This window comes from Candidatus Methylomirabilota bacterium, from assembly GCA_035936835.1.
Taxonomy (GTDB): Bacteria; Methylomirabilota; Methylomirabilia; order Rokubacteriales; family CSP1-6; genus AR37.
In genome coordinates, this window is sequence record DASYVT010000046.1 from 1 (window position 1) to 24,412 (window position 24,412).

General features: G+C 67.7%; 25 protein-coding genes. 15 read left to right on the forward strand and 10 right to left on the reverse strand.

Features of this window, described 5'->3' with window-relative positions; genetic code table 11:
- The 5 genes from VGV06_03755 to VGV06_03775 form a co-directional block, all read left to right on the forward strand.
- A partial coding sequence (locus VGV06_03755) for an ABC transporter ATP-binding protein (GenBank protein HEV2054272.1) occupies positions 1-85 on the forward strand: 85 nt, incomplete at its 5' end.
- Between the two features lie 25 nt (positions 86-110).
- Complete coding sequence (locus VGV06_03760) at positions 111-1,973, forward strand: long-chain fatty acid--CoA ligase (protein ID HEV2054273.1); 1,863 nt, start codon at positions 111-113, stop codon at positions 1,971-1,973.
- 44 nt (positions 1,974-2,017) lie between these two features.
- Positions 2,018-3,193, forward strand: a complete 1,176-nt coding sequence (locus VGV06_03765) for an ABC transporter substrate-binding protein (GenBank protein HEV2054274.1) — start codon at positions 2,018-2,020, stop codon at positions 3,191-3,193.
- Positions 3,194-3,314: 121 nt separating this feature from the next.
- Positions 3,315-4,862, forward strand: a complete 1,548-nt coding sequence (locus tag VGV06_03770; GenBank protein HEV2054275.1) for a glycosyltransferase family 39 protein — start codon at positions 3,315-3,317, stop codon at positions 4,860-4,862.
- An 88-nt stretch (positions 4,863-4,950) separates the two neighbouring features.
- A complete protein-coding gene (locus tag VGV06_03775; protein HEV2054276.1) occupies positions 4,951-6,498 on the forward strand; it encodes an ABC transporter substrate-binding protein in 1,548 nt (515 codons plus the stop codon).
- Between the two features lie 140 nt (positions 6,499-6,638).
- On the opposite strand, the gene VGV06_03780 is transcribed toward VGV06_03775, so the two are convergent.
- A complete protein-coding gene (locus tag VGV06_03780; GenBank protein HEV2054277.1) occupies positions 6,639-7,532 on the reverse strand; it encodes a TauD/TfdA family dioxygenase in 894 nt (297 codons plus the stop codon).
- A gap of 49 nt (positions 7,533-7,581) precedes the next feature.
- Here VGV06_03780 and VGV06_03785 point away from each other — a divergent pair, with 49 nt between their 5' ends.
- Entirely contained in the window at positions 7,582-8,124 is a 543-nt protein-coding gene (locus VGV06_03785) for a hypothetical protein (protein ID HEV2054278.1), read from the forward strand.
- Entirely contained in the window at positions 8,102-8,356 is a 255-nt protein-coding gene (locus VGV06_03790; protein ID HEV2054279.1) for a hypothetical protein, read from the forward strand. Before VGV06_03785 ends, VGV06_03790 begins: the two co-directional genes overlap by 23 nt.
- Here the strand turns inward: VGV06_03790 and ilvE are convergent.
- A complete protein-coding gene (gene ilvE, locus VGV06_03795) occupies positions 8,346-9,269 on the reverse strand; it encodes a branched-chain-amino-acid transaminase (GenBank protein ID HEV2054280.1) in 924 nt (307 codons plus the stop codon). The genes VGV06_03790 and ilvE overlap by 11 nt on opposite strands.
- A 136-nt stretch (positions 9,270-9,405) precedes the next feature.
- Here ilvE and VGV06_03800 point away from each other — a divergent pair, with 136 nt between their 5' ends.
- The gene (locus tag VGV06_03800; GenBank protein ID HEV2054281.1) at positions 9,406-10,650 is read left to right on the forward strand and encodes an MFS transporter; all 1,245 of its coding nucleotides are present in this window, start codon (positions 9,406-9,408) and stop codon (positions 10,648-10,650) included.
- Here VGV06_03800 and VGV06_03805 read toward each other — a convergent pair.
- Entirely contained in the window at positions 10,647-11,579 is a 933-nt protein-coding gene (locus VGV06_03805) for a fumarylacetoacetate hydrolase family protein (GenBank protein ID HEV2054282.1), read from the reverse strand. The two genes, VGV06_03800 and VGV06_03805, sit on opposite strands and share 4 nt — an antisense overlap.
- A 6-nt stretch (positions 11,580-11,585) precedes the next feature.
- Positions 11,586-13,298 carry an amidohydrolase family protein gene (locus tag VGV06_03810; protein HEV2054283.1) on the reverse strand — a complete coding sequence of 571 codons (1,713 nt, stop codon included), beginning with the start codon at positions 13,296-13,298 and terminating at the stop codon, positions 11,586-11,588.
- Positions 13,299-13,453: 155 nt separating this feature from the next.
- Here VGV06_03810 and VGV06_03815 point away from each other — a divergent pair, with 155 nt between their 5' ends.
- The 7 genes from VGV06_03815 (at position 13,454) to VGV06_03845 (ending at position 18,357) form a co-directional block, all read left to right on the forward strand.
- Positions 13,454-14,479: an LLM class flavin-dependent oxidoreductase gene (locus VGV06_03815; GenBank protein HEV2054284.1), complete on the forward strand. Its 1,026-nt coding sequence runs from the start codon at positions 13,454-13,456 to the stop codon at positions 14,477-14,479.
- Positions 14,476-14,817 (forward strand): Lin0512 family protein, encoded by a 342-nt coding sequence (locus VGV06_03820; protein ID HEV2054285.1) that lies wholly within the window; start codon positions 14,476-14,478, stop codon positions 14,815-14,817. Before VGV06_03815 ends, VGV06_03820 begins: the two co-directional genes overlap by 4 nt.
- Positions 14,814-15,275, forward strand: a complete 462-nt coding sequence (locus VGV06_03825; GenBank protein HEV2054286.1) for a VOC family protein — start codon at positions 14,814-14,816, stop codon at positions 15,273-15,275. The genes VGV06_03820 and VGV06_03825 overlap by 4 nt, the downstream gene beginning before the upstream one ends.
- Before the next feature lie 22 nt (positions 15,276-15,297).
- Positions 15,298-15,612, forward strand: a complete 315-nt coding sequence (locus VGV06_03830) for a putative quinol monooxygenase (GenBank protein ID HEV2054287.1) — start codon at positions 15,298-15,300, stop codon at positions 15,610-15,612.
- 438 nt (positions 15,613-16,050) lie between these two features.
- Positions 16,051-17,097, forward strand: coding sequence for an ABC transporter substrate-binding protein (locus VGV06_03835; protein ID HEV2054288.1), 1,047 nt, complete (start codon positions 16,051-16,053; stop codon positions 17,095-17,097).
- 202 nt (positions 17,098-17,299) lie between these two features.
- Positions 17,300-18,145: a hypothetical protein gene (locus VGV06_03840; protein ID HEV2054289.1), complete on the forward strand. Its 846-nt coding sequence runs from the start codon at positions 17,300-17,302 to the stop codon at positions 18,143-18,145.
- A complete protein-coding gene (locus VGV06_03845; protein HEV2054290.1) occupies positions 18,142-18,357 on the forward strand; it encodes an Os1348 family NHLP clan protein in 216 nt (71 codons plus the stop codon). Before VGV06_03840 ends, VGV06_03845 begins: the two co-directional genes overlap by 4 nt.
- A gap of 25 nt (positions 18,358-18,382) precedes the next feature.
- Here the strand turns inward: VGV06_03845 and VGV06_03850 are convergent, their stop codons facing one another.
- The 6 genes from VGV06_03850 to VGV06_03875 all read right to left on the reverse strand — a co-directional run bounded on the left by VGV06_03850 (position 18,383) and on the right by VGV06_03875 (position 24,332).
- Entirely contained in the window at positions 18,383-19,612 is a 1,230-nt protein-coding gene (locus VGV06_03850; GenBank protein HEV2054291.1) for a CoA transferase, read from the reverse strand.
- The gene (locus VGV06_03855) at positions 19,612-20,955 is read right to left on the reverse strand and encodes a M20/M25/M40 family metallo-hydrolase (GenBank protein HEV2054292.1); all 1,344 of its coding nucleotides are present in this window, start codon (positions 20,953-20,955) and stop codon (positions 19,612-19,614) included. The genes VGV06_03850 and VGV06_03855 overlap by 1 nt, the downstream gene beginning before the upstream one ends.
- A gap of 94 nt (positions 20,956-21,049) precedes the next feature.
- Positions 21,050-22,051: a nitronate monooxygenase gene (locus tag VGV06_03860; protein HEV2054293.1), complete on the reverse strand. Its 1,002-nt coding sequence runs from the start codon at positions 22,049-22,051 to the stop codon at positions 21,050-21,052.
- A gap of 155 nt (positions 22,052-22,206) precedes the next feature.
- Positions 22,207-23,202: an HAD family hydrolase gene (locus tag VGV06_03865; GenBank protein HEV2054294.1), complete on the reverse strand. Its 996-nt coding sequence runs from the start codon at positions 23,200-23,202 to the stop codon at positions 22,207-22,209.
- A 106-nt stretch (positions 23,203-23,308) separates the two neighbouring features.
- Positions 23,309-23,767: a GatB/YqeY domain-containing protein gene (locus VGV06_03870; GenBank protein ID HEV2054295.1), complete on the reverse strand. Its 459-nt coding sequence runs from the start codon at positions 23,765-23,767 to the stop codon at positions 23,309-23,311.
- A gap of 22 nt (positions 23,768-23,789) precedes the next feature.
- Positions 23,790-24,332, reverse strand: coding sequence for a DUF308 domain-containing protein (locus VGV06_03875; GenBank protein HEV2054296.1), 543 nt, complete (start codon positions 24,330-24,332; stop codon positions 23,790-23,792).
- Between the last annotated feature and the right edge of the window lie 80 nt (positions 24,333-24,412).

The following is a 24,412-nucleotide window of genomic DNA, read 5'->3' on the forward strand; positions in this document are numbered from 1 at the left end:
TGACATCAAGGAGTTCTATCTCGGCATGAAAGAAAGCAGCATTCGCGGCACGAGGCGTTGGAAGAGGAAGAAAACGTGGCGTTGAGTCGGAGCCTCCCGGGGGCGAATCCATGAGCGTTGCCGTAGGGCCGCAGCCGACCATGCGGGACGATCGCGCCTGGACCATTCACGGCCAGGACACGCTGCCCAAGCTGTTCCGACAGGTCGTCAGGGAGCGCGGTGACGCCGTGGCCATGCGCGAGAAGCATCTCGGGATATGGCGCTCCATCAGCTGGCGCCAGTACGGCCTACGGGCGAAGCACGTCGGCCTGGGGCTCGTCGCGCTCGGCCTCCGGCCGAAGGACGTGGTGTCGGTCATCGCCGAGAACTGCCCGGAGTGGCTCTACACCGACCTCGGCACGATGTCGGTCGGCGGCGTCACCAACGGCATCTACTCGACCGACTCGGCGAAGCAGATCGAGTACATCGTCAACGACAGCGGCACCCGCTTCTTCTTCGCCGAGAACGAGGAGCAGCTCGACAAGATCCTGGAGGTTCGCGCGCGCTGCCCGCAGCTCGTCAAGATCATCGTCTTCGACATGGAGGGGCTGCGCGGCTTCACGGACGACCAGGTGATGCCGTTCGAGGAGCTGCTCGAGCTGGGCGGGCATTACGAGCGCGAGCACGCGAGCGCGTTCGACCCGCTGGTCGAGATCGCGCGGGCGGAAGACCTCGCCATCCTTGTGTACACGTCGGGCACGACGGGCCCGCCCAAGGGCTCCATGCTGAGCCACCGCAACATCCTGTTCCAGCTCGGGTTCTCCGACTTCATCACGGAGCCCCGCGAGGGCGACCAGCAGCTCTCCTTCCTGCCGCTCGCCCATATCGCGGAGCGCACGTTCAGCGTCTTTTACCCGCTGCACTCCGGCGCGACCGTCAACTTTGCCGAGAACATCGACACCGTGCCCTCGAACGTCCGCGAGGTGGCGCCGGCGGTGTTCTTCGCGGTGCCGCGGATCTGGGAGAAGTTCTACTCGGGGGTCGAGCTGCGCATGCGGGAGGCGACGTTGGCCGGGAAGCTCGCCTACGGGTGGGCGATCAAGGTCGGCGGCCGGATGGCGCAGGCGAGGATCGAGGGCCGGAAACCGACGGCCTGGCTCAGGCTGCTTCATGGCGTTGCGGACTTCCTGGTGCTCGACAACATCCGGCGCTCCATCGGGATGCACCGGGCGCGGGGCGCCGCGACCGGCGCGGCCCCGATCGCGCCTGAGCTGATCAAGTGGTACCTGTCGCTCGGTATCGACATGCGAGAGGTCTATGGCCAGACGGAGAATTGCGGTCTCGCGACGGCCATGCCCGGCGACCGGATCAAGCTCGGCACGGTCGGGCGCGCCCGGCCGGACACCGAGGTGGCGCTGTCCCCGGATGGCGAGATCCTGCTGAAGGGGCCGCACGTGTTCCTCGGCTACTACAAGAATCCGGAGAAGACGGCGGACACGGTCGTCGACGGCTGGCTGCACACGGGGGACGTGGGCTCCATCGACGGCGAGGGGTTCCTCACGATCACCGACCGGATGAAGGACATCATCATCACGGCGGGCGGCAAGAACGTCACGCCGTCCGAGATCGAGAACCAGCTCAAGTTCTCGCCGTACATCTCCGACGCCGTGGTCATCGGCGACCGCCGGAAGTTCCTGTCCTGCCTCGTCATGATCGATCACGAGACGGTGGCCCAGTTCGCCCAGGAGCGCAACGTGCCGTTCACCAACTTCACCTCCCTCTGTCGCGCCAAGGAGGTCCAGGACCTGATCTGGGGCGAGATCGAGCGGGTGAACAGGCAGCTCGCCAGGGTCGAGACGGTCAAGAAGTTCAGCCTGATCGAGCAGATCCTCACGGCCGAGGACGAAGAGTTGACGCCGACCATGAAGCTGAAGCGGACATACGTAAACGTGAAATACAAAGACATCATCGACGGGATGTACACGGGAGCCTGAAAGACACTGAGTCGGACGGTGGGCAACCTCGAAAGGAGCGGACTATGAGCAAGCTGCTGGGGATATGGGTGCTGGTCGGCGCGGTGGCGCTGTCCGGAGCGGCGATGGCGCAGAAGGAGACGCGCGGCGTCACCAAGACCGAGATCGTACTCGGCATGCATACGGACTTGTCCGGACCGGCTGCGACGTACGGCGTCTCGTCATCGAACGCCGTTAAGATGCGGTTCGACGAGGCCAACGAGAAGGGCGGCGTCCGCGGCCGCAAGATCCGGCTGATCGTCGAGGACACCCAGTACCAGGTGCCCCGCGCGGTGCAGGCGGGCGCCAAGCTGATCAACCGCGATCACATCTTCGCCATGGTGGCCGCGCTTGGCACACCGATGAATAACGCGGTCTTCAAGGATCAGCTGGAGGCGGGCGTGCCGAACCTGTTCCCGCTGTCGGCCGCGCGCTCGATGTTCGAGCCGTTCAACAAGCTGAAGTTCTACGGCGCCGCCACCTACGTCGACCAGGTTCGCGCCGGGATCAACTACTTCGTCACGAAGAAGGGCAAGAAGGCGGTGTGCGCGATGTATCAGGACACCGACTTCGGCAAGGAAGTGCTCGACGGCGTGCAGCTGCAGGCCGAGAAGATGAAGATCAAGCTCGCGGAGACGGTCTCGCACAAGCCGACCGACCAGGACTTTACGGCGCAGATCACGAAGCTCAAGGCGGCCGGCTGTGACCTCGTGGTACTCGGCACCATCGTGCGGGATTCGATCGTGCCGTACGCGACCGCGCGCAAGATCGGCTGGACCGACGTGGACTTCCTCGGCTCGGCGGCCAGCTACGATCTCTTCGTCGCCTCCGCCCAGGGAGGCGTGACGGAAGGCCTGTACGCCATGGGGCTCACCGACATGCCGTACCGCGACACGCTGGACCCTGTCGCGCAGGCCTGGTTCGACCGCTACAAGGACCGTTTCAAAGTCGAGCCGAATATCGGGGCGGTCTACGGGCAGGTCGCCGCCGACCTGACCATGACCGCGCTCGACAGGACGGGTGCCGACCTGACCCTCGACAACTTCATCCTGGGGATGGAGTCGGTCAAGGGCTATCAGGACATCTTCAATGGGCCGAAGCTGAGCTTCGGTCGCGAAAAGCATCAGGGCGCCAATTCGTCGTTCCTCGCGGTGGTCAAGGGCGGGCGCTGGGTTCGCGTGACCGATCCGCTCACGTACTGATGTGGATCCGAGCAGGCGACCCGCCGGCAGGGCTGGCGGGTCGCCTGCCGGCGTGTCCCATTTCGTGATCCGGGTCGCGTAGCGGATGACTCCCGTACGGACGGCCCTGATCTGCTCTGTGGTGGCCGCGCTGCTCGTTCTCCCTTCTGTCGGTCATCGGCTGATTACCACCTCCGACGAGGCGCGCTTCGCGCTCCTTGCTCGGGAGATGACGACCCGCCACGCCTGGTTCGGTGCGCGGGTGTCTGGAGAGGTGTACCGCAACAAGCCGCCGCTCTACCCGTGGACCATCGCCGCGGTCTCGCTCGTCCGTGGGCACGTCACGGAGGCGACGGCGCGGATCCCGGGTGCCGCTGCGGCGGTGGGCACGGTCTTCCTGACCGCTCTCCTCGGTCATCGGCTCTTCGGCCCGCGGGCCGGGCTCTGGGCAGGCCTCGTCCTCTCGACGAGCTTCGGCTTCGTCGAGCACAGCCAGCTGGTTCTCCCGGACATGCTCGTCACCCTGTTCTTCACGGGCGCCCTCTATATGCTCTGGCTGGGCACGACGGCGCTCCACGGCCGGACGGCTCTCATCGCTTTCTACGCGTGTTGCGCTTTGGGGGTGCTGTCGAAAGGCCCGGTGGGACTAGTGCCGCTCCTCGTGGCGGCGGTCTGGCTCGGGCGCGAACAGGGGCGCGAGGGCCTCCGCCGCCTGTGGAGCCCGGTCGGGCTTCTGGTCTTCGCGGTCTTGACCGTCACCTGGCTCGCGCCGTTCCTGGCCCTCGGCGCGGGCAGCTTCGTCGGAGGCGTCGTCTGGGAAGAGTGGCTCCTTTGGTACTTCGGGCTTTCGATGCCGTGGAGCATCGAGCAACTTGCCGTCGGCTTCCTGCCCTGGACGCTCCTGCTTCCCCTCGCGGGGCGCCGCGCCTTCCGCGCGCCACGCTCCCGCGCGACGACGTTCGTCCTGGTCTCCATCGCCGTGCCCCTCGCCGCAATGCTGCTCTCGAGGCACCAGCTCGACCGCTACGTGCTGCCGATCTACCCGAGCCTGGCGCTGCTCGTGGGGCGGTGGGCCGATTCGGACGCGGCAGTGCCCACGATCGGAGGCACCATCCTCGGCTGGGGCGCGCTCCTGTCGGGGGTCGCCCTCGTGGCGGCACCGGCATGGGCCGACCTGCCGCTCGACGGCTTCCCGCTGCATCTCTCCTGGCCCGTGGTTCCCATGGTCTCGGGCGTCGGGCTCGCCGCCGCCGCGCTCTTCCTCGGGCTCCGCCGAGCCCGTCCGGCATTGATGGTGTACGGCGTCACCGCCGGCATGGGGATGCTTCTGGGCGCCGGCCTGTGGCTCTACGACGATTGGCTCAACCGGAGCAGCGACTACCGGCGTCTCGCCGAGGCGCTCCGGCAGCACGCCGGCGCCGGCGAGGCGGCCGCGTTCACGACCAGTCGGCACCTTCAGATCGACTTCTACTTCGGCCGCGATCTCGTGCCCGTCTGGAAGGAGGAGATGTTCGACAAGAAGCCGGGGAAGTTCAGCGACTTCATGGCGCGAGCAGCGCGTCCCGTCGCCGTCATCGACGCGAGCACCTGGAGGGAGATCAGGGAGCGCATCTCGGTGCCCGTCGTCACGCTCGACCAGCTCTCCTCCGTCGCGGGAGAAGACATGCTGATCCTCCGGGGGGCCCCGTGACCACGGACGAGTCGTCGAGTCGAATACCTGCTCGACAATCTCGGCGTCGGCCCAGGGATCTGGACTAGGATAGCGGCCGGAGGAGCCCATGAGACCACTGCTCGCCCGTTCCCGGATCGTCACGCTGGCCGCCCTGCTGCTGCTCCCGGCCCTCGCCGGGCCCGTCGCGGCCGCCCCCGAGGGGACGATGACCTGGGGACTCCACGTCACCCTCGTCTCGAAATGGTTGGATCCGGCCGACACCGAGGCGTTCATCAACCAGTTCATGGTGCTGTACGCCATCCACGACGCGGTGGTGAAGCCGATGCCGGCCGGAGACAACACACCGAGCCTGGCGGAGTCCTGGACGGTTTCGAAGGACGGGCTGACCTACGAGTTCGTCCTGCGCAAGGGCGTGAAGTTTCACAACGGCGACCCGGTGACGGCGGAGGACGTCAAGTTCTCGTTCGACCGGTACCGGGGCGCCGCGGCCAAGCTCCTCAAGGACCGAGTGAAGGAGATCCAGATCGTCGATCCCGGCCGCGTGCGCTTTCATCTTAAGGAGGCGTGGCCCGACTTCATGACCTTCTACGGCACGTCCGCCACGGGGGCTGCGTGGATCGTGCCGAAGCGCTACGTCGAGAAGGTAGGCGACGACGGCTTCAAGAAGGCGCCGATCGGCGCGGGGCCCTACAAGGTGGTGAGCTTCACGCCGGGGATCGAGCTGGTCATGGAGGCGTACGAGGGTTACTGGCGAAAAGTCCCCTCGATCAAGCGGCTCGTGTTCCGCAGCATGCCGGACGAGACGACCCGCGCCGCGGCCCTCAAGGCGGGCGACGTGGACCTCGTGTATCTCTTGAGCGGGCCGCTGGCTCAGGAGATCAAGCGGACGCCGGGGCTGCGGCTGGCCGCCTCCATGCCTCCCGGCGTCGTCTTCCTGGACCTGCCCGAGCAGTGGGATCCGAAGTCGCCCTGGCATGACCGGCGCGTGCGGCTGGCGGCCAGCCACGCGCTCGACCGCGAAGGCCTCAACCAGGCGGAGACCCTCGGGCTCTCGCGCACCACCGGCGCCCTCATCCCTCGGAGCCTGGAGTTCGCGCGGGTCTACGAGCCGCCCGCCTACGATCCTGCCCAAGCCAAGAAGCTGCTGGCCGAGGCGGGCTATCCCAACGGGTTCGACGCCGGCGACCTGACCCCGTTTCCCCCGTTCTTCTCGCTGGCCGAGGCGATCGGCAACTATCTCCAGGCGGTGGGCATCCGGACGCGCCTGCGCACGATGGAGCGCGCCGCCTTCCTCACCGCGTGGCGCGAGCACACGATCAAGGGCGTGATCATGGGCCTGGGCGCTCCTGCCGGCAACGCGGCGACACGGATCGAGGTGTACGTGACCAAGGGCGGGATCTATTCCTCTGGAGTCGTGCCGGAGATCGAAGATCTCTACCAGCGCCAGGCCCGGGAGCTGGATCGGAAGAAGCGTGAGGCCATGCTCTACCAGATCCAGCAGATCATGCACGACCGCGTGATGCACGTGCCGATCTACGAGCTGGCCTTCCCCTGGGGCATCGGGCCGCGCGTCGAGGAAGCGTGCGTCAACCACATCAAGGGATTCTCCTACTCGGCGCCCTACGAGGATCTGAAGCTCAAGCCCTCGCGCTAGCCCGCTCTATTCACGAACGCGTGTTCCGCGTCCTATGCGCCCCCTCACCCTGTCCCTCTCCCCCTCCGGGGGCGAGGAGATCGAAACGGCTCCCTCTCCCTCAGAGAGGGAGAGGGTCGGGGTGAGGGTGGCGCAGGTGTTCACGCATAATCCGGGCTAGGCCTGCGGGCGGGTTCGGCAATATCAAGGGTCGTGACGCGGCGGAGCTCGCGGCGGTACTTCGTGTCGTCGAACGACCGGGCGCGGTGCATCGTGGCGCGGTTGTCCCAGATCACGAGGTCCCCGACGCGCCAGGAATGGCGGTAGACGAACTCCGGCTGGGTCGCGTGCTCGATCAGGTCCCGCAGGAGGAGCCGCCCCTCCGGGACCGGCCAGTCGATGATCCTCGACGCGTGCGAGGCGACGTACAGCGACCTGCGCAGCGAGCGGGGGATCGTGCGAATGAGCGGATGGACCGCGCCCTTCAGGGCCTCCTGCTCATCCGGGGAGAACTCGAAGCCGAGCGTCTGGCGCGAGTGCGCGATCGAGTGATGGACCCGCAGACCTTCGAGCTGGGCCTTCGTCGGGTCGTCGAGCGCGTCGTAGGCTGCGCGCATGTCGGCGTACTCAGTATCGGCGGCGACGGGAGGGACGACCTTTGCCGAGAGCATCGAGTACCGTCCCGGCGGATCCTGGAAGGACGCGTCGGTGTGCCACAGGCGATTGCCGAGCCCGTACATGCGCCGGCGATTGTCGGACTTCATGACCTCGCCGTCTTCGTCGAGGTTCGAGATGTCGCCGAGCGCCTCGTTGCCGAAGCGGTTCTTCACGAGGGCGCTGCTCCCCAATTTCGTGTGAAGCTCGCCGTCGAGCCGCTGGGCGAACGCGAGGTGCTCGTCGTCGGTGAACGGCTGATCGTGGAAGACCAGGACGGCGAATTCGTCCATCCCCGCCCGGATCCCCGCGAGGGTCTCGGGATCGCGGACCTGGCGGAGGTCGACCGCGCCCACTTCGGCCACGAAGTGCGGGTGGAGCTTCCGGAAGGTCAGAGCCATGGGCATGAGCCTAGGCCGACCCCGGGCGGGGAGTCAAGCGTGATCCTGGGTGGCGGACCAGTGGCTGGAGCGGCCGGGCGCTCTAACGTCCAAGGCGCTGCTCGATCTCCTCGATCCGGGACTGGAGCGCAGCCATGTGCTGCTTCAGCTCTGCGAGGGCGTGCTCGAGGATCTCGCGCCGGCCGCGCTCGTCGGCGAGCCCCGCCTCGATCCGGCGCAGGGCCTACGTGATCGCGTGGTACTCCTGCTCGAGTCGCTCAAATCGGTGATAGATCGCATCGAAGTGTCCGAGCATCTCCTGTCGCAGCTCGGTGAGCCGGAGGTCCACCCCACCGAACCGGCGGTCGATCTCGGTGAACTGACGTCCCAGGAATTCAACGAGCTGCTGGTACTCGGCCGTGGTCATGGTCCATGTCTATCCCAGGTCCAGACGGTGTGCAAGTGTGGCCAGGTGTGGACAGACCCGGCCAGTAGCGGACACATCACCTGTCAACAACAGCGTCGTCTTGGGCGCCGGTTTGACCTGATTCCGGCGATCTGGCAGGATGTGCGCGGTGGTCATGCCGTCCATGAAACCTTCGGAACCCGGTGACACCCTGGCGAAGGCGGTCGAGTTCCTGGAGTCAGGAGCGTGGCAGCAGGCCCACGAGATCGTTCAGGCGGAGCGATCGAACCTCGCGGCGTGGCTGCACGGCATCGTGCACACGATCGAGGGCGATCTCGACAACGCGCGCTACTGGTACCGCCGGGCGGGCCGCGATTTCCCGGGACGGGATGCCGTCCAGCAGGAGATCGCGGCCGCCCGGCGGAAGGTCACACGGTGACGGGCCGGTAGACCGGCGTGCGCCACTCCGGGAAGCGCTGGTCGGTGCCGCGCACCACGTTCATGTAGGTGTTGAGCAGGCGCTGGGTGACGGGCCCGAGCTTGCCGTCGCCGAGCGGGAAGCGGTCCACGGACAGGATGGGCGTGATCTCGTAGCCGCTGCCGCAGAAGAAAGCCTCGTCCGCCACGTACAGCTCGGTCCGCGCGATGTCCCGCTCCACGACGTCCATGCCGAGGGCAGGGCAGAGCGACTCGATCAGCGTTGACCGCGTGATGGACTCCAGGATGTCGCTCGTCACGGGCGGGGTGACGAGCTTGCCCTTACGGACCATGAAGAACGTGGCGCCGGTGCCTTCGGCCACCGTGCCGCGCTGGTTGAGGAAGATCGGCGAGTCGTAGCCGTCGGCCTTGGCCTGGAGCGCCGCGAGCCGGCCGTTCTGGTAGTTGGCGCCGCACTTGAGGCGGATCGGGATGGCGTTGTCGGAGGTGCGCTGCCACGAGCTGATGCAGCACTTGAGGCCGTTGCCGTCGCCGATGCGCGGCCGTTGTCTCGGGTTGATGTACATCCCGGTGGGTGAGGTCGCCTCGAGCCCCGGGCCGCCGACGTAGGCGACCAGGTGCATGTGGATGTCCTCGCGGGCCTCGTTGCCGCTCAGCACCTGCCGGACCGCCTCGTAGAGATCGAGATCCTGGTAAGGGATCGTGAAGCGCATCATCTTCATGGACTCGCGGAACCGGGCGAAGTGCTCGGCCAGCCTGAAGCAGTAGAGCTCGCCGTCGGCTTCGTTCCAGTACGCCCTGATGCCCTCGAAGACGTTGCTCGCGTAGAAGACCGCCGCGCTATTGACGGGCAGGACCGCCTCCGCCTGGGGGACGAGCCTGCCGTTCATCCAGATCTTGAACTCTGTCTTCATCTCGCTCAGTTCCTCCGTAGTAGGTGCCCTTCGCCGACCGGTCCGACCCGACGAGATTATCAGGAATCGGGGGGTGTTGGGAAGACGCCTGTTGGGTATTGAGATGCGGTCGGCCAAGTGTGGTAAGAGTCTCAGGATGCGCCCGACCGTCCGTCGCCGGTTGACCGTGGCCGCGCTGTTCGTGGTCACATGCGGGATCTCGATCCCGCTCGCCGCCTACGGGGTGTTCCTGCCGGTCCTCGCGGAGGCCTTTGGGTGGAGCCGCGGCGCGATCTCGACCGCGCTCTCGATCAACCTGGTGCTGGGCGGCCTGGCCGGCCTCGGGATCGGCGCTCTCGCGGACCGCCACGGGCCCCGCGTGCTCCTCGCCCCGACCGTGGCCCTGGCCGGCGCGGCCTTCGCCCTCGTCTCGACGGTCGGCGCGCTGTGGCAGCTCTACCTCTTCGTCGGCGTGCTGGGCGGCGTGGGCATGTCGAGCTTCTACCTGCTGAGCGCGACGACGGTCGCGCGCTGGTTCGACGAGCGCCGCGGCTTAGCACTGGCCCTCGTCCTGGTCGGGTTCAACCTTGGGTACATCTTGGGCGGTCCCCTGGCGGCGTGGCTCATCGGCGAGGTGGGCTGGCGTGTCGCCTACGCGGTCCTCGGTGGAGGCTGCGGCATGATCACGATGCTCGCGGCGCTCTCCGTCCGCCTGCCTCGCCGGTCGGAAGCGGCAGCACTTCGCCTGCTCTCGGGACGGCCCTCGGGACCGGTGGATGCGGCGGAGGTGCCTCACCGCGGGGGCGTGACGCTCCGCGATGCGCTCGCCGACCCGCGCCAGTGGTGCCTGAACGTCGCGTGGCTCCTCCTCGGCGGCCTCGCCTTCATGATCACCGTCCACATCGTGCCGTTCGCGCGCGACCAGGGGGTCAGTCTCGCCGGCGCCGCGCTCGCGCTCACCGCGTACGGCATCGGCTCCGTGGTCGGGAGGGTCGCCGCGGGCGCCATGTCCGATCGGATCGGCACCATCACGACGATGCGGATCGCCTACGTCGTCCAGGCCCTGGCGCTGCTGGCGCTCCTGTGGCTGCCCTCGCGCGAGACGCTGTTCGGCTCGCTGGCGGCGTTCGGGGCGGGCTTCGCGGCGGCGGACACGATGATCGCGAAGGTCATCCCCGACGTGTTCGGCGTGCGGGCGATCGGCGCCATCATGGGCGTGCTGACGCTCGGCTGGCGCTCCGGAGCCGCGCTGGGGCCGGCCGCCGCGGGGTTCCTCTACGACCTGAGCGGGTCGTACGCCGTGCCGTTCGGCGCGGCGCCGGGGGTCGTCCTGGTGAGCTGGGTGCTCTTCGCTGTCGCGACCTCTGGCCGGGCGCGCCCCTTGGCCGTCCCCCTCCTCTAGCGCGCGGGCGCGTGCTTGCCGGTCAGCTGGGGCGTGGTCCCTTCGAGTTTCTTCTCCTGCCGGTCGAGCCGTGTCTCCCTGGCCCAGGTGCGCTTCAGGTCGTCGCGCACGTGCAGGCGCAGCCGGCCCAGCCCGTCCGTCTCCAGCTCGATCTGATCGCCGTCCTGGAAGGCGCTGAGCCCCCGGTGGTTGGTGCCCGTCGCGAGCACGTCACCGGGCTCGAGCGGATGGATGGCGCTGACCCACTCGATGCACCGGGGGATCTTGTGGGCCATGTCGCTGGTGTTGAAGTTCTGCTTGAGCTCCCCATTGACCCAGAGCCGGATCTGGAGGCTGCGCGGGTCGGGCACCTCGTCGGCGGTGACCAGGTACGGGCCCATCGGGGCGAACGTCTCTCGCGACTTCATCTGGTAGAAGGTGTTGCCGGCGGGGAGCAGGCCCCTGGCCGAGCCGTCGATGAAGTTCGTGTACCCGAAGACGTAGTCCATGGCCTCTGAGGCCCGCACGTTGGACGCCCGCTTGCCGATGATCACCGCCACCTCCGCCTCGCCCTCGAAGATGGTGGCGGGGACGTCGGGCAAGACCATGGTCTCGCCGTCGCCGATCACGCTGAGGGGCGACTTGTGGAAGGCGTTGATGGGGGCGGGCTCCGCGCGGGTCCCGTCCTCCATGTAGTTCACCGCCATGCAGACGATGTTGCAGGGCTTGGGCAGGGGAGGGCGGATCCTGACCTTGTGGAGCGGCACGCTCTCCGCCCGGGCGGCCGCGCCCTCGAGATGCTCCTTGTGCTCGTCGAACCGCGCGATCAGCGCGCTGATCAGGTCGTGCGGCCCGCTGTGCGGGATGCCCCGGACGGCGTGCGACACGTCGAAGACCGCGCCTCCCTTGAGGACGCCGAGCTTGAAGTCGTCGAAGAAGAGGAGCTTCACGCCCGCTCAGTTCCTCCCGGCGAGAGGCCCGCGAAGGAGGCGCCCCGGCAGGGCGCCCGTGTGCTTGCCGTCGCGCAGCAGGACCTCGCCGTTCACCACGGTGGCGGCGATGCCGCGGCAGCGCTGGGTCAGGCGCTTCGCACCGGCGGGCAGATCGTTGACCACCTCGGGCATCTCGGCGCCGATCGTGGCCGGGTCGAAGACGACGAAGTCTGCGGCGAAGCCTTCACGCACGAGGCCCCGATCCATCAAGCCCCACTGAGTCGCCGTGTCGAACGTCAGCATGCGCACCGCCTGCTCGAGCGTCAGCGCCTGCTTCGCGCGCACCCAGTGGCTGAGGAGATGCGACTGGAGCGAGGCGTCCATGAGCTGCGAGACGTGAGCACCCGAGTCCGAGAAGGTCACGACCGTGCGCGGGTGCTTGATCAGCTCGAGCGCGTGGTCCTGGTTCTCGTTGGCGATGGGCTGGAGGAAGAAGAGGTCGAGATCCTTCTCGAGGGCGACGTCGATCATGGCCTCGACCGGATCCACCCCGCGCTGGCGCGCGACCTCCGCCACTGAGCGGTGCGGTCCCTCGACCGTGTCCATGACGAAGAGCCAGTCGTAGATGGGCGGCCGCGCCTCGGTTCCGAGGGCTTTGCGGCTGTCGCGCTCGCGCGCGGCCTCGACCAGGCGGCGGCGCAGCTCCGGATCGCGGAGCCGCTGCTTCTGCTCGGCGAGCGGGAGCGCCCGCAGCTCCTTCCACACCGGCAGGCGGTCGAACGGCAGCTGGGTCTTGAAGGAGAGGATCGCGGAGAGCCAGCGGCTGTGCACCTGGGCGAACATGCGGCCGCCGGCGTCGGCGGTCTCATCGAGCAGCGCGGCGTACGTCCGCCAGATATCGGGCGCGTCCCTCCGGCTGAAGAGGCCGAAGGTAAGCGGGCGCCCCGTCTCGACCGCCAGCTCGCGCAGCCGGCGCTGGTAGTCCTTGAGGCCGGGGTGGCCCAGCTCGCGGTCCACGCTTTCGCCCGCGATCTCGAAGATGCCCGCGTTCATCTCGCCCATCGCGCCGACGAGGCGGCGAACCTCGTCCCACGCGGCGACGCGGCTCGCGACGGGACGGTGGTCTGGGGTCTCGTGGCTGGTTGACCGCGAAGTCGTGAAGCCCATGGCGCCGGCGGTGAGGGCGCTCCGCAGCTCCTTCTCCATCGCCTTGAGGTCATCCTCGGTGGCCGGCTGGTCGAAGGCGCGCTCGCCCATCACGTAGGTGCGCAGGGCGGAATGGCCGAGGTACCCCGAGTAGTTGATGCCCTTGGGCAGGGCCTCGACGGCGTCGAGGAACTCGGCGAACGTGGTCCACGTCCATTCGATGCCCGCCTCCATCGCCTCCGCGGAGATGTCCTCGGCGCGCTGGAGGTTGCGGATGACCAGGTTGCGGTCGGCCTTGGCGCAGGGGGCGAGGGTGAAGCCGCAGTTGCCCATGACGACGCTGGTAATCCCGTGCCAGCAGGACGAGGTGCCGAGCGGGTCCCAGAAGACCTGGGCGTCCATGTGCGTGTGCCCATCCACGAAGCCGGGGGACACGACCTGGCCCTCGGCGTCGATGACCTCGCGCGCCGACTCCCGGATGCGGCCGATGCTGGCGATGCGGCCGCCCTTCACGCCGACGTCGGCGCGGTACCGGGGCAGTCCGGAGCCGTCCACCACCCAGCCGTTCTTGATCACAAGGTCATAGGACATGAACCGCTCCTCCTTAGGTCAGGGCCTTGGGGCACCGCGCTCGTCGAAGTTGCCCCATGGTACTCCACCTTTGGGCGTACTCAAGAGGTTAGGAATCGGCTTTGACATCCTCCCAAGGCGCGCCTAGACTCCCTGAGCGCCAATATGGACCCAATATGGATATAGGCGTTTTCGACCATCTCGATCGGCGGGACGTGCCGCTCGCCGAGTTCTACGAGAGCCGGCTGCGCCTGCTCGAGAGGTACGACGCGGCCGGCTTCTACTCCTACCACTTGGCCGAGCACCACGCGACTCCACTGGGGCTGGCGCCCTCTCCGGGCATCTTCCTCGCGGCCGCCACACAGCGCACCCGGCGCATCCGGCTCGGGCCCTGCGTGTACTGCCTGCCGCTCTACGACCCGCTCCGGCTGATCGAAGAGGTCTGCATGCTGGACCAGCTCTCGCGGGGGCGCTTCGACTTCGGCGTGGGACGCGGGATTGTCCCCTACGAGATGGCGTACTTCAATCTGCACCACCTCGAGACCGAGGAGATCTACCAGGAGGCGCTCGAGGTCATCCTGCAGGGGCTCCAGAGCGAGGTGCTCGACCACCGGGGCAATCGCTACACATACCGGAAAGTCCCCATGATCCTCCGGCCCTTCCAGCAGCCGCACCCGCCGCTCTGGTACGGCCTGAGCCATGCCGCCGGCGCGGAGTGGGCGGCGACCAACCGCGTCCACGTCCTCACCAACGGCCCGAGCGAGGTGTCGGCGCCGCTCTTCGACCGCTACCGCGAGGTCTGGGAGCGCAAGCACGGCGGCGCAGCCATGCCCAAGCTCGGCATCTCGCGCCACATCGTCGTCGCGCCCACCGACGCGCAGGCCGAGGCGCTGGCGCGGCCGAGCTACGCCACGTGGTACGCGAACCTAACCAAGCTCTGGCGCGACTTCGGCTCGATCCCCATCCGCTTCGCCCGGGACTTCGACGAGGCGCGCCAGCGCGGCGTCGCCATCGCGGGCACCCCCGCGCGGGTGCGCGAGGAGATCGAGCGCCAGGTCGCCGCGAGCCGCTGTACCTACTTCGTCTGCCGGCTGATGTTCGGCGAGATGAGCGAGACCGAGGCCGCGGCGTCCATCGGCCTCTTCAGCAACGAGGTCATGCCGTATCTCACCGCGCTGGTTCCGCCTGGAGGTGGAGCGTGACGGCAAAAGCGTCTGTCCTCGAGTTCGGCATGGGCGTGGACGTTCACGGTCGGGACGCCACGAAGGCCGCCTGCCGCGCGGTATCGGACGCGATCCGGCATTCGAGCTTGCCGCTGCTCCATGATGTCCGGGAGCGCGGCGGGAAGATGCTGGTTGACGTCACCGTTGCGGTCCCCGACCCGGGGTCCGTCAATATCGATACAGTCCGGCGCGAGCTTCCTCACGGCGAAGTCACTGTCCACGCGGTGAGCGGAGGTCTGCGCGTGCCCGGCGCGGACACGATTATCGCGTGCGCGGCCATCACCGTCAGCATCGAGTACCCGGAGGCGTCAAGATGAACAGCCCCATCGGTCTCAAGCGGCTGCAGCACCTGGTCCTGTGGGTGTCCAACGTCGATCGGAGCGTCCGGTTCTACGAGGACGTCTTGGGCTTCGAGGTGAAGCGCCGGTACCCCAACGCGGCCTTCATGAAGATTCCCGGCAGCGCCGACGACCACAACCTCGGTCTCTTCGAGCAGCCGGGGGCTCCGAGGCCCGACGAGGGCGTGGCACGTATGTACCATTCGGCGTGGGAGGTCGGCGAGATCACCGATCTGGTCCGGGCGCGGCTGCGACTCGCCGAGGCGGGCGCGCTCGTCGGCCAGTCGGATCACGGCGTGAGCCTGTCGCTGTACGCCAAGGATCCCGACGGCCTCGAGTTCGAGATCTTCTGGACGGTACCGGGAGGCACTTCTGTCGGGACCAGGGCGCTGGACCTCGAAGCCGAGGTCGCCCGCTGGACTACCCAAGGCGTTTGACCACACCTTGAAGGAGGCGGGCATGCTGGCGATCTGGGTGAAGGCGCGCATCAAGCCGGGGGAGCGGCAGCGCTTCCTGAAGGCGATCGAAGTGGACGCGCTCGGTTCCGAGGGGGACGAGCCTGGGTGCCTGCGCTTCAACGTCCTCCAGGACGCGCAGGATGAGAACGTCTACTACTTCTACGAGGTCTACAAGGACGAGGCCGCGCTCGAAGCCCATCGCGCCACGCCGCACTACGCGGTCTGGAAGGCCGTCGCCGACACGCTGGACGGGCCGACCGAGCCGACCCGCTGCGGGACCGTGTTCCCGGCGGCGCGCGCGTACTGGGGCAAGTAAGCGCCGATTTCCGATATCACGGGTGAGCGCAGCGGCGGGGGTGTCTCGGATGTCGGTGTCAAGGGAGGAGGAGGACGCGGCGGGGGTGGAATCTCGACAAGGACCCCCTGTCATCTCGTTCCGCATGGGCGGAACGGCAGGTTCGAGAGCGTGCGGCCCGCTTAGCCGCATAGGAGGCAGGAGAGAATGGGCAATATCGGGAATCTCGGCTCAGAGGCTGGCAAACACATCGGGCTGGCCGCGGAGGCCCAGATGATATCGTGCAACGCCTCGCGGTGTATCACAGCAAGGGAACGAAGGCGTGCCCTGCAAGGTCGCGGAAACGCGGGTGCCGTCGGAGCTCGGTCGGGCTCGTTCGTCGTGCTATACAGAACTACGCAGCCGGATATCGCAGTTCAAGATACTGAGCGTTCGCCGCACTAGCGAGAGGTTCTGCAGATGACTGGCTACGATCGCTGGCGCCGGGTCCGCTACGCAGCAATGGCGATACGCGTTGGTGCGCTCGTCCTTGTGGCGTTCCTGCCCGCTCTCGCCAGTTTCGTTTCCGGGCCTGTCGGCGATGCACAAGCGCAGCACCAGCCTGCCGGGAAGGTCTACCGGATCGGCTTTTTGCGTCAGGGTCCGCCACCCAAGGCCTGGGTTGAGGCGCTTCAGCAGGGTCTACGAGAACGAGGATACGTCGAGGGTCGGAACCTAGTTTGGGAATTTCGGTCGACCGACGGCAGCCTGGACCAACTTCCGCAATTCGCCGAGGAGTTGGTGCGATTGAAGGTGGATCTCATCCTGGCTTCAGCTGCGTCAGCCGCGGTGGCCGCCATGGGCGCGACGTCTTCGGTGCCTATCGTGTTTGCGGGCGTCTACAACCCGGATAAGATCGGCCTCGTCCAGAGCCTGAGATATCCGGGGGGCAACATCACGGGAGTCGCCATCGCCGTCGATGCTGCGGAAATGACCGGTAAGCGCCTGCAGCTGCTTACGGAGCTCGTTCCGACGCTCAAGCGAGTCGCGATCCTGTCGCATCCGCCCCATCCGACCAACGCCATGCAGTTTCAGGGGGCGGGCGCCGCAGCACGCGCACTGGGCGTGCAGCTTGTGGAGGTCCCAGTGCGGGGCGGGGACGATTTCGATGCCGCCCTCAAGGCACTACGCGGCATCGACGGTCTGCTGCACGTCGACACTCCACTTTTCACGACGCACCGGGCTCGATTCGTAAAGGCGGCAGCAAGCACCCGACTGCCCGCGATCTATGCGCTCAAGGAATTCGTCGAAGTTGGAGGTCTCATGTCGTACGGTGTGGATGTTGTGGATGTGTACCGCCGTGCGGCGCCCTACGTGGACAAGATCCTGAAGGGCGCGAAGCCTGCTGACCTGCCTGTCGAGCAACCTACGAAGTTCGAGTTGGTGATCAACAAGAGGACGGTTAATGCTCTCGGCTTGGCGATCCCGCCGTCATTCCTGGTGCGAGTCGATCAGATCGTCGAATGACTGTCTGCATCGATGGGGCGTCGAACATGGCAGTGGAGCGGACGCTTGGCTCGCATCCGCTCGCCGCCGCCGCTCACCGCCAGCGTTCGGGTTCGGTTGTTGCGCGGGCCCGCAATCACCCTAATCGAACTGCCTGATGTCCGAGGTTGACCTCATCTGACAGGCTCCACCCTACGGAACCTGTCAAGGAGGCGTAAGGGCGATGGGCAAGGTCGTCTACGCGGCGGCGATGTCGCACGTGCTCTATCCCGACTACTACGGCAAGAACGTGGGGCCCCACGGGCGCCGGATGGTCGAGGAGCTGATCGCCGTGGTCCGGGACATGGGCCGCGACATGCTCGCCGCCAAACCGGACGCCCTCGTCGTGATCGCCGACGACCACCTGAACGTCTTCTCCTTCGACGCGATCCCGGCCATGTGCGTGCGCATCGGCCGCTCCGTCCAGCGCATGGTCCAGGACGACGCGATCGAGTTCGACCGCGCGCTCGACGGCCTGCCCGAGCGCTACCCCCTCCACGAAGATCTGGCCAACCGCGTCCTGGAGCAGGGGATGGAAGCGGGCTTCGACTTCGCCGCCTCGTGGTCGGCCCCGCTCGACCACGCGTTCCTGAGCCCCGTGAGCACGCTCTGCGGGCCTCTACCCGTGCCGCCCCTCGTCCCGTTCTGGGTTAACTGCTTTATCGCGCCGCAGCCCACGGCGCGCCGCTGCTTCGCGGCGGGCAGGCACATCGCCCGAGTCGTGGCTGAGGGGCCCTGGCGGGTCGCCGTGATCGCGACCGGCGGTCTCTCGCATTTTCCTGGCCTGTCGCTGGCCCGCGTTGGCACGTCCGACGTCCTATTCGACCGCTGGCTGGTGAGCCTCATGGAGGTGGGCGATCACGAGGCACTGTGCGCGCTCACCATGAAGGACCTCGACGAGAGCGGCTCCCACGAGTTCCTGAACTGGATGGTGCTGGTCGGCGCTGTCAGCACGGCCCGGGCCCGCGTCCGTTTCTTCGGCGAGATGGGCCGCATCGATCTCGCCGCCCTCGAGTGGGCGCTCCCATGAGCCGCTACGAGGTCAACGTCCTCCTCTACCGCCTGAAGAAGGACCAGGCCTTCCGGGCCCGCTTCCGCGACGACGCGCGCGCCGCGCTCGCCGCCGCCGAGCTCACCGACGAAGAGCGGGAGGCGTTTGTCCGCTGGGACTCGCGGCGGCTGAACGAGCTCGGCGGCTCGCTCCACCTGCTAATCTCCATCCCCGGGCACGGCGGGCACTGAGAGCGCCGCCGGCCGCGGGGTCGCGCTAGGGCGCTTCGACGGCGCGGGAAGCCAGGAGCGCGGCGATCCGCTCCTCGTCGTAGCCGAGGAGATTCGCGAGTACGTCGCGGGTATGCTGGCCCACGCGATGCGGGGCGGGGCCCTGCGGGTGGACCGGCTTGCCGTCGAGGTGGTAGGGACTGGCCGTCACGCGCACGTCCCCGCGGGCCGGATGCGACAGCGCCGGGAAGAACTTACGCTCGGCCAACTGGGGCGCCGCGATGACCTCGGCCGGGCGCAGGACCGGCGCGCAGGGTAGCCGCGCCTTGGTGAGCACGTCGATCGCCGCGTCCACGCTCGCAAAGTTGTCGAGCCACCGGCCGATTACCTCACGGAGCGCGCGCCAATTCGCCCGCCGCGCATCCGCCGTCGCGAAACGCGCATCGTTCGTCAGCTCCGGGCGCTCCATCACCTTGAGCAGCCTCGGCCAGAGTTCGGGCCCGCCCACGACCTGGAACGCCAGGTAGCGGTGACCGATCTTGTGGACCACCATGCCGGGCCGCGGATTGCCGTGCTCCTGGCCGCCATTGAGAACGGCCCCGAAGGTCACGCTGTCCGAAGCCACGAGGGCCTCGAGCATGGAGACGTCCAGATGCGCGCCGCGTCCCGTGCGCGCCCGCCGCCAGAGCGCGCCCAGGACGGCGGTGGCGGCATGGGTCGCGGCCAGCATGTCGGCGGCCTGGAGGTTCGAGGCCCGCGGGTTCGGCTCGTCGCCCTGCTCGAGGTGCATGAGCCCGGACATGGCGTTGATGGTGTGGGCGAAGGCCGGGCGGAGCCGCCACGGGCCCGTCTGCCCGAAGCCGGAGATGGAGCAGTAGACGATGTCGGGCTTCACCAGGCGGACCGCGTCGTAGTCGCAGCCGAGGCGGGCGACCACACCCGGCGTGAAGTTTTCGATGAAGACATCGGCGTGACGGGCGAGGTCGAGCACCACGCGGCGGCCCTCGGCGTGGGACAGGTCGACCGCCACGCTCTCCTTGCCCGCGTTGACGCGCGTGAAATACGTGCTCTGGTCGTCGCGGCCGGGCTCGAGCTGGTGCGGGTTGTGGCGCGTCTCCTCGCCGGTGCCCGGTCGCTCGATCTTGATGACGCGCGCGCCCATGTCGGCCAGCAGGCGCGTGCAGTACGGGCCCGCGAGGACGCGGGTGAGGTCGAGGATCAGCAGGCCGCTCAGCGGGAGCGAATCGTCGAGAGGCTTCGCCGCCGCCGGCGCCATCAGGCCAGGAAGTCTCGGCAGAGCGCTTCCCACATGGTGGCCGACAGGCGGAGGCTCTCCGTGTCGATGCGCTCATTGTTGCCGTGGAACATGAGCGGGTAGTCGGTGTAGGGAATGCGGCGGGAGTGCAGGGCGAAGCCGTAGGACGGCACACCCTTCCAGCGGAAGTACCGCGCGTCGGTGGCGCCGCCGGTGAGGCGCGGGATGATCTTGCTGCCGGGCACGAGCGCCTGCGTCACCCGGGCGAGCGCCTCGCCGAGCGGCGTGTCGAGCGAGGTCGTCGATCCTTCCTGGCCGCGTGGAGCATCGATCTCCACACGCGAGGCGAGATCGCCCAGCGCCTCCTTCAGCATGGCGTCCACGTCGAGCGGGCTCACCCCGGGAAGCGCGCGGATGTCGATGTCGATCGCGATGCGGTCGGGGATGACGTTGATCTTGGACCCGCCGTGCACGACATTCGGCGAGAAGGTCGTGTGGGTGCACGCGTGCGCAATTCGCGCGAGCCCCAACGGCTCGAGCGTGCGCACGGCCTCCAGCACGCGTTTGGGATCGGTCAGCGCCGCCTCGAGCTCCTTCGGCAGCTCCAGCTCGGCCACGTAGCGCCGCCACTCGTCGAGGATCTTCGCCTTGGGCTGGTAGACGGCTACCCGGCGCACCACCTCGGCCGCCGTGACGAGGGCGTTGTCCGTGCGGAAGGGCATCGAGCCGTGGCCGGGCGTGCCCTTGACCACGAGCCGCCGCCAGTTGACGCCCTTCTCGCCGACGGTCACCGGCAGCTTGATGCCCGAGGGCGCGGGGATGGGAACGCCGCCGCTCTCGGTGATCACGTAGTCGGCCTTGACCGCGTCGAACTTCTCGCGGGTCAGGTAGCTGGCGCCGTAGACGCTGCCGGCTTCCTCATCGGCGACGGCGAGGTAGATCAGCGTCCCGCGCGGCTTGAAGCCGCTCTTGGCCAGCCGCCGCGTGGCCACGGCCATCGTGGACGTGATGTTGAGCATGTCGGTAGCCCCGCGGCCCCAGACGATCCCGTCCACCACCTCGGCGCCGAACGGATCGCGCTCCCAGCCGGATGGGTTGACGGGCACCACGTCGGTGTGGCCCATGAGGAGGAGCGTGGGAGCTTTCGGGTCGCTGCCGTCTATTCGAGTTATGAGGCTGACCCTACCGGGCCCGGCCGCGTGGCGCTCGAAGGAGAGGCCCGAGCCCGCGAAATACGATTCGAGCGCGTCGGCGTTGCGCTCCTCGTGACCCGACTCCGGCGTGCCGTCGTTCACGCAGGCGTTCCTGATGAGGGCGCACAGCAACTCCGTCGCTTCGGTCTCGAGATTCTTCGGGTCGGTCACGGGGCCTCCTCGGGTCTGGGGTCAGGTCTTGAAATACTACATTCTGGTTCTGCAGGTCGTGACGGGCCAAACGCAATCGCCCGAATGTCGTATTTCAAGACCTGACCCCGAACTGAAGCGCGGCCTCGGCCTCGGCGATCATGCGTTCGATCAGCTCGCGCGCGGGCACGATCTCGCTGATGAGCCCCGCGCTCTGGCCGCAGGCGGCGTGGCCGTTCTCGATGTCGCCCTCCTCGCGCGCCCGGATGGCGGCGGGGAAGCCCACACGCTGCGCCTGGAGCGGGAAGGGCAGGATCTCGGCCGTGCGCTTCTCCCACTCGCGCGTGAAGTCGTTGCGGATCGCGCGGCAGGGCTTGCCGGTGGCGCCGCGATGGACCACCGTGCCTTCCTCGTCGATGGCGACGATCTTTTTCTTGTAGTTGTCGTGGCCGTAGGCTTCGTGGGTGGCGATGAAGCGCGTGCCCATCCAGACGCCGACGGCGCCCAGCGCCAGCGCGGCGGCAAGCCCGCGCCCGTCGGCGACACCGCCGGCTGCGACCACCGGCGTCGGTGCCACCGCGTCCACCACCGCGGGGATCAGCACCATCCCGCCGATGCGGCCCGTATGCCCTCCGGCCTCGTGCCCTTGCGCGATGACGGCGTCCACGCCGTTGGCGGCGTGGTCACGCGCCTGCTTGACGTTGCCGCAGAGGGCCATGACCTTGATGCCGAGGCGGTGGGCCTCGGCCGTGACGGGGCCGGGATTGCCGAGCCCGGCGATGAGCACCGGCACCCGCTCCTCGAGCGTCACGTCTGTCCACCCTTTGACCTGGTCGGTGAATTGCTCCACCTCGTCACCGGCTATGCGGATGGTCGCGAAGAGGACGTCCACGCCGAAGGGCTTGTCGGTGAGATCGCGCACGCGGCGGATCTCATCGCGCAGATGTGCGGGGGTGCCGTGGGCCGCGGCGATGACGCCGAGCCCGCCGGCCGCGGAGACGGCCGCCGCCAGGGAGGAGCGGGCGACGAAGGCCATGCCCGCCTGGCAGATGGGATAGCGGATGCCGAGGAGGTCGCAGAGCGGCGTGTGGAGGTTGCTGCGTGTCTTCGTGACCATGGCCGTGTTCCCTCCCGGTTGGCTCCGGCGGCCACTATCGCACGCGGCGGCGCCGGCGGCAATCGGGGAGTCGTCGCCGGGCCAATGGCTTAGAAGCGCTGGCCGATTGCGATACCCATGTCGTCGAGCCGCGCGATCCCGGAGCCGAGAAACAGTTATTCAAATGCAAAGATCCGCTTCCAGTCATTCTTCATGCTGATGACGACCCAACCCTTCTTCTTCGCCTCGGCCATCAGCGCGTCGGAGAAGGTGCCGACCTTGCTGTGGGGTCCGTAGGCGTACTCGCGCTGGGCATCATCGTGATGAACCAGCATCACGAGCCTCGCGCCGTCGCCCGCCTGGGTATACTCCAGCATCTGGCGGTCGCCGGTCGAGTTGCCGAAGGCCGCGTACGGCCGGCGCCCGATCATCAGGTGGATGCCCTCGGGCTTGCCGGCAAAGTTGTCGTTCAGCAGCAGCTTCGGCTCTTTGGTCAGAAACGGCCGCCCGCTCTTGTCATAGGCGTACTTCGTCCCGCTCGTGCTGCCGACCACCTGCTCGGGCGGGATGCCGTAGACCTGGTCGGCGAATACGCGCACGAAATCCTGGCCGCCGCCGGTCACGATGTAGGTCTTGTAGCCGTTGGTGCGCAGGTAGCGCAGCACCTCCTGCATCGGCTGGTACGTCAGCTCGGTGTACGGCCGCTTCCAGCGCGGGTGCTTGGCGGTCGCCAGCCACTGTGTCACCTCGGCCTTGAACTCCTCCACTGTCATGCCGGTCAGAGTCGCTTGGAGGATCTTTTCGAGATCGGAAAACAAGATCTTCGCGATGGCTGCGCCGTCGCCGGACAGCACCGTCTTGAAGGGCTCCACGTTCTTCAATTCGGGCTTCCTGGCCACCACCGCCGGCACCCGTTCCAGGCAGTAGATCACCTGCGGGTACATCGGCTGCTCGACCCACAGCGTGCCGTCCTGATCGAAGGTGGCGATCCGCGCTTCCGGCGCGACGAACTTCGGGCTCGCCTTGTCCGTGGTGGCCTGCACGAACTCCGTGATCGCCTTCTTGGCCGGCCCGTCGTTCCAGGACGGCAGCGGATCGGTCTGGGCATGCGCCTGGCCGAAGACGACTAGAAGAGCAGCCAGCGTCAGACCGCGGACTATTCGGTATGTCACTCCACGCCTCCTTGAAACACCGGTCATGTGCGCTGTGCCCTTCGGCTTGCCGCAGAGTTGTGAAAGTGTGCTTGGTCAGCGGATAGAGCCACGCCGCCGCGAGCGCTCAGCCCTTCAGCAGCTCCTCGGCGATGCGCTTGACGTCGCCGGCCTCGACCTGGCCCTTGTGGGTCTTCATGATGTCGCCGATGAGGCGCCCGACCTGCTTGCCGTCGACGATGCCGAGCGCGGCGAGGCGCTCTTTGACGAGCGCCCGCGCCGCCGCCTCGTCCATGCCCTTCGGCAGGTAGCCTTCGCAGAATTCCTGCTCAAAGCGAAGCTGCGCGGCGTGTGCGGCGCCGCGCTCGCCCAGCTTGTCGTACTCCGCGATGGCCTTCTGGAGCTGCTTGCGGTAGGCGCCGATGACGTCGAGGACGAGCGCGTCGTCGATCTGGCCGGCGAAGCCCTTGGCGGTGCGGCGCTCCTGCAGCCGGGTCTTGAGCATGCGCACCACGTCCGCGGTACGCCCGTCCTTGGTCTTGATCGCCTGCGTCAGCCGGTTCGTCAGCTCCTGTTCGAGCGCCATGGGAGTCTCCAGGTGCGAGTTCTCATGCCGTCGCCATCGCGCCCTTGACGCGGAAGGCGGCGACGATGGTGACGATGCCGCCGACGATGATGATGCAGCCGAGCGTTGGGACATAGGCGAGCATGCCCATCACCGGATGCGTCACCAGGAAAATGCCCAGGATCACCTGGACCAGGCCCAGAAGGGAGCCGCCCCACGAGAGACTTGGCTTGAAGCCGCCGACCAGGTTGATCACGCCGATGACGATGGCGGCGAAAGCCAGCAGGTAATACTGGAAGGCGATCGTGACGATGGCGCCGACAAGGGGGTGGACGATCAGGATAACGCCCGCGACAGCGCCGAGGAGGCCGCCGAAGATGCGCCAGCCGCGGCCGGGCTGGGCGTGGGTCAGCCCGCTCATGAGGTCGATCACGCCACCCACTACCCAGAAGACGGCCATGAACTGGACCAGCAGGACGGCGGTGATGCCGGGCCGGAAGAGCAGGAAGAGACCAAGGATGATCCAGGACACGCCCCAGAGCAGCAGGAGCGCCCAGCCGTGAGACTGCGGAGTGGTGGTCGCCATGGTTCTGTCCTCCTCGTGTGGGCCTCGGGCGTTGACCGGGCGGGAGTATAGCACGCGGTCGTGTCCTTGACAGGCAGCGG

Coding starts and splice junctions, on each gene's coding strand:
- VGV06_03760 (HEV2054273.1), top strand. CDS start 111: ATGAGCGTTGCCGTAGGGCCGCAGCCGACCATGCGGGACGATCGCGCC.
- VGV06_03765 (HEV2054274.1), top strand. CDS start 2,018: ATGAGCAAGCTGCTGGGGATATGGGTGCTGGTCGGCGCGGTGGCGCTG.
- VGV06_03775 (HEV2054276.1), top strand. CDS start 4,951: ATGAGACCACTGCTCGCCCGTTCCCGGATCGTCACGCTGGCCGCCCTG.
- VGV06_03780 (HEV2054277.1), bottom strand. CDS start 7,532: ATGGCTCTGACCTTCCGGAAGCTCCACCCGCACTTCGTGGCCGAAGTG.
- VGV06_03790 (HEV2054279.1), top strand. CDS start 8,102: ATGAAACCTTCGGAACCCGGTGACACCCTGGCGAAGGCGGTCGAGTTC.
- ilvE (HEV2054280.1), bottom strand. CDS start 9,269: ATGAAGACAGAGTTCAAGATCTGGATGAACGGCAGGCTCGTCCCCCAG.
- VGV06_03800 (HEV2054281.1), top strand. CDS start 9,406: ATGCGCCCGACCGTCCGTCGCCGGTTGACCGTGGCCGCGCTGTTCGTG.
- VGV06_03810 (HEV2054283.1), bottom strand. CDS start 13,298: ATGTCCTATGACCTTGTGATCAAGAACGGCTGGGTGGTGGACGGCTCC.
- VGV06_03815 (HEV2054284.1), top strand. CDS start 13,454: ATGGATATAGGCGTTTTCGACCATCTCGATCGGCGGGACGTGCCGCTC.
- VGV06_03825 (HEV2054286.1), top strand. CDS start 14,814: ATGAACAGCCCCATCGGTCTCAAGCGGCTGCAGCACCTGGTCCTGTGG.
- VGV06_03830 (HEV2054287.1), top strand. CDS start 15,298: ATGCTGGCGATCTGGGTGAAGGCGCGCATCAAGCCGGGGGAGCGGCAG.
- VGV06_03835 (HEV2054288.1), top strand. CDS start 16,051: ATGACTGGCTACGATCGCTGGCGCCGGGTCCGCTACGCAGCAATGGCG.
- VGV06_03840 (HEV2054289.1), top strand. CDS start 17,300: ATGGGCAAGGTCGTCTACGCGGCGGCGATGTCGCACGTGCTCTATCCC.
- VGV06_03845 (HEV2054290.1), top strand. CDS start 18,142: ATGAGCCGCTACGAGGTCAACGTCCTCCTCTACCGCCTGAAGAAGGAC.
- VGV06_03850 (HEV2054291.1), bottom strand. CDS start 19,612: ATGGCGCCGGCGGCGGCGAAGCCTCTCGACGATTCGCTCCCGCTGAGC.
- VGV06_03860 (HEV2054293.1), bottom strand. CDS start 22,051: ATGGTCACGAAGACACGCAGCAACCTCCACACGCCGCTCTGCGACCTC.
- VGV06_03870 (HEV2054295.1), bottom strand. CDS start 23,767: ATGGCGCTCGAACAGGAGCTGACGAACCGGCTGACGCAGGCGATCAAG.
- VGV06_03875 (HEV2054296.1), bottom strand. CDS start 24,332: ATGGCGACCACCACTCCGCAGTCTCACGGCTGGGCGCTCCTGCTGCTC.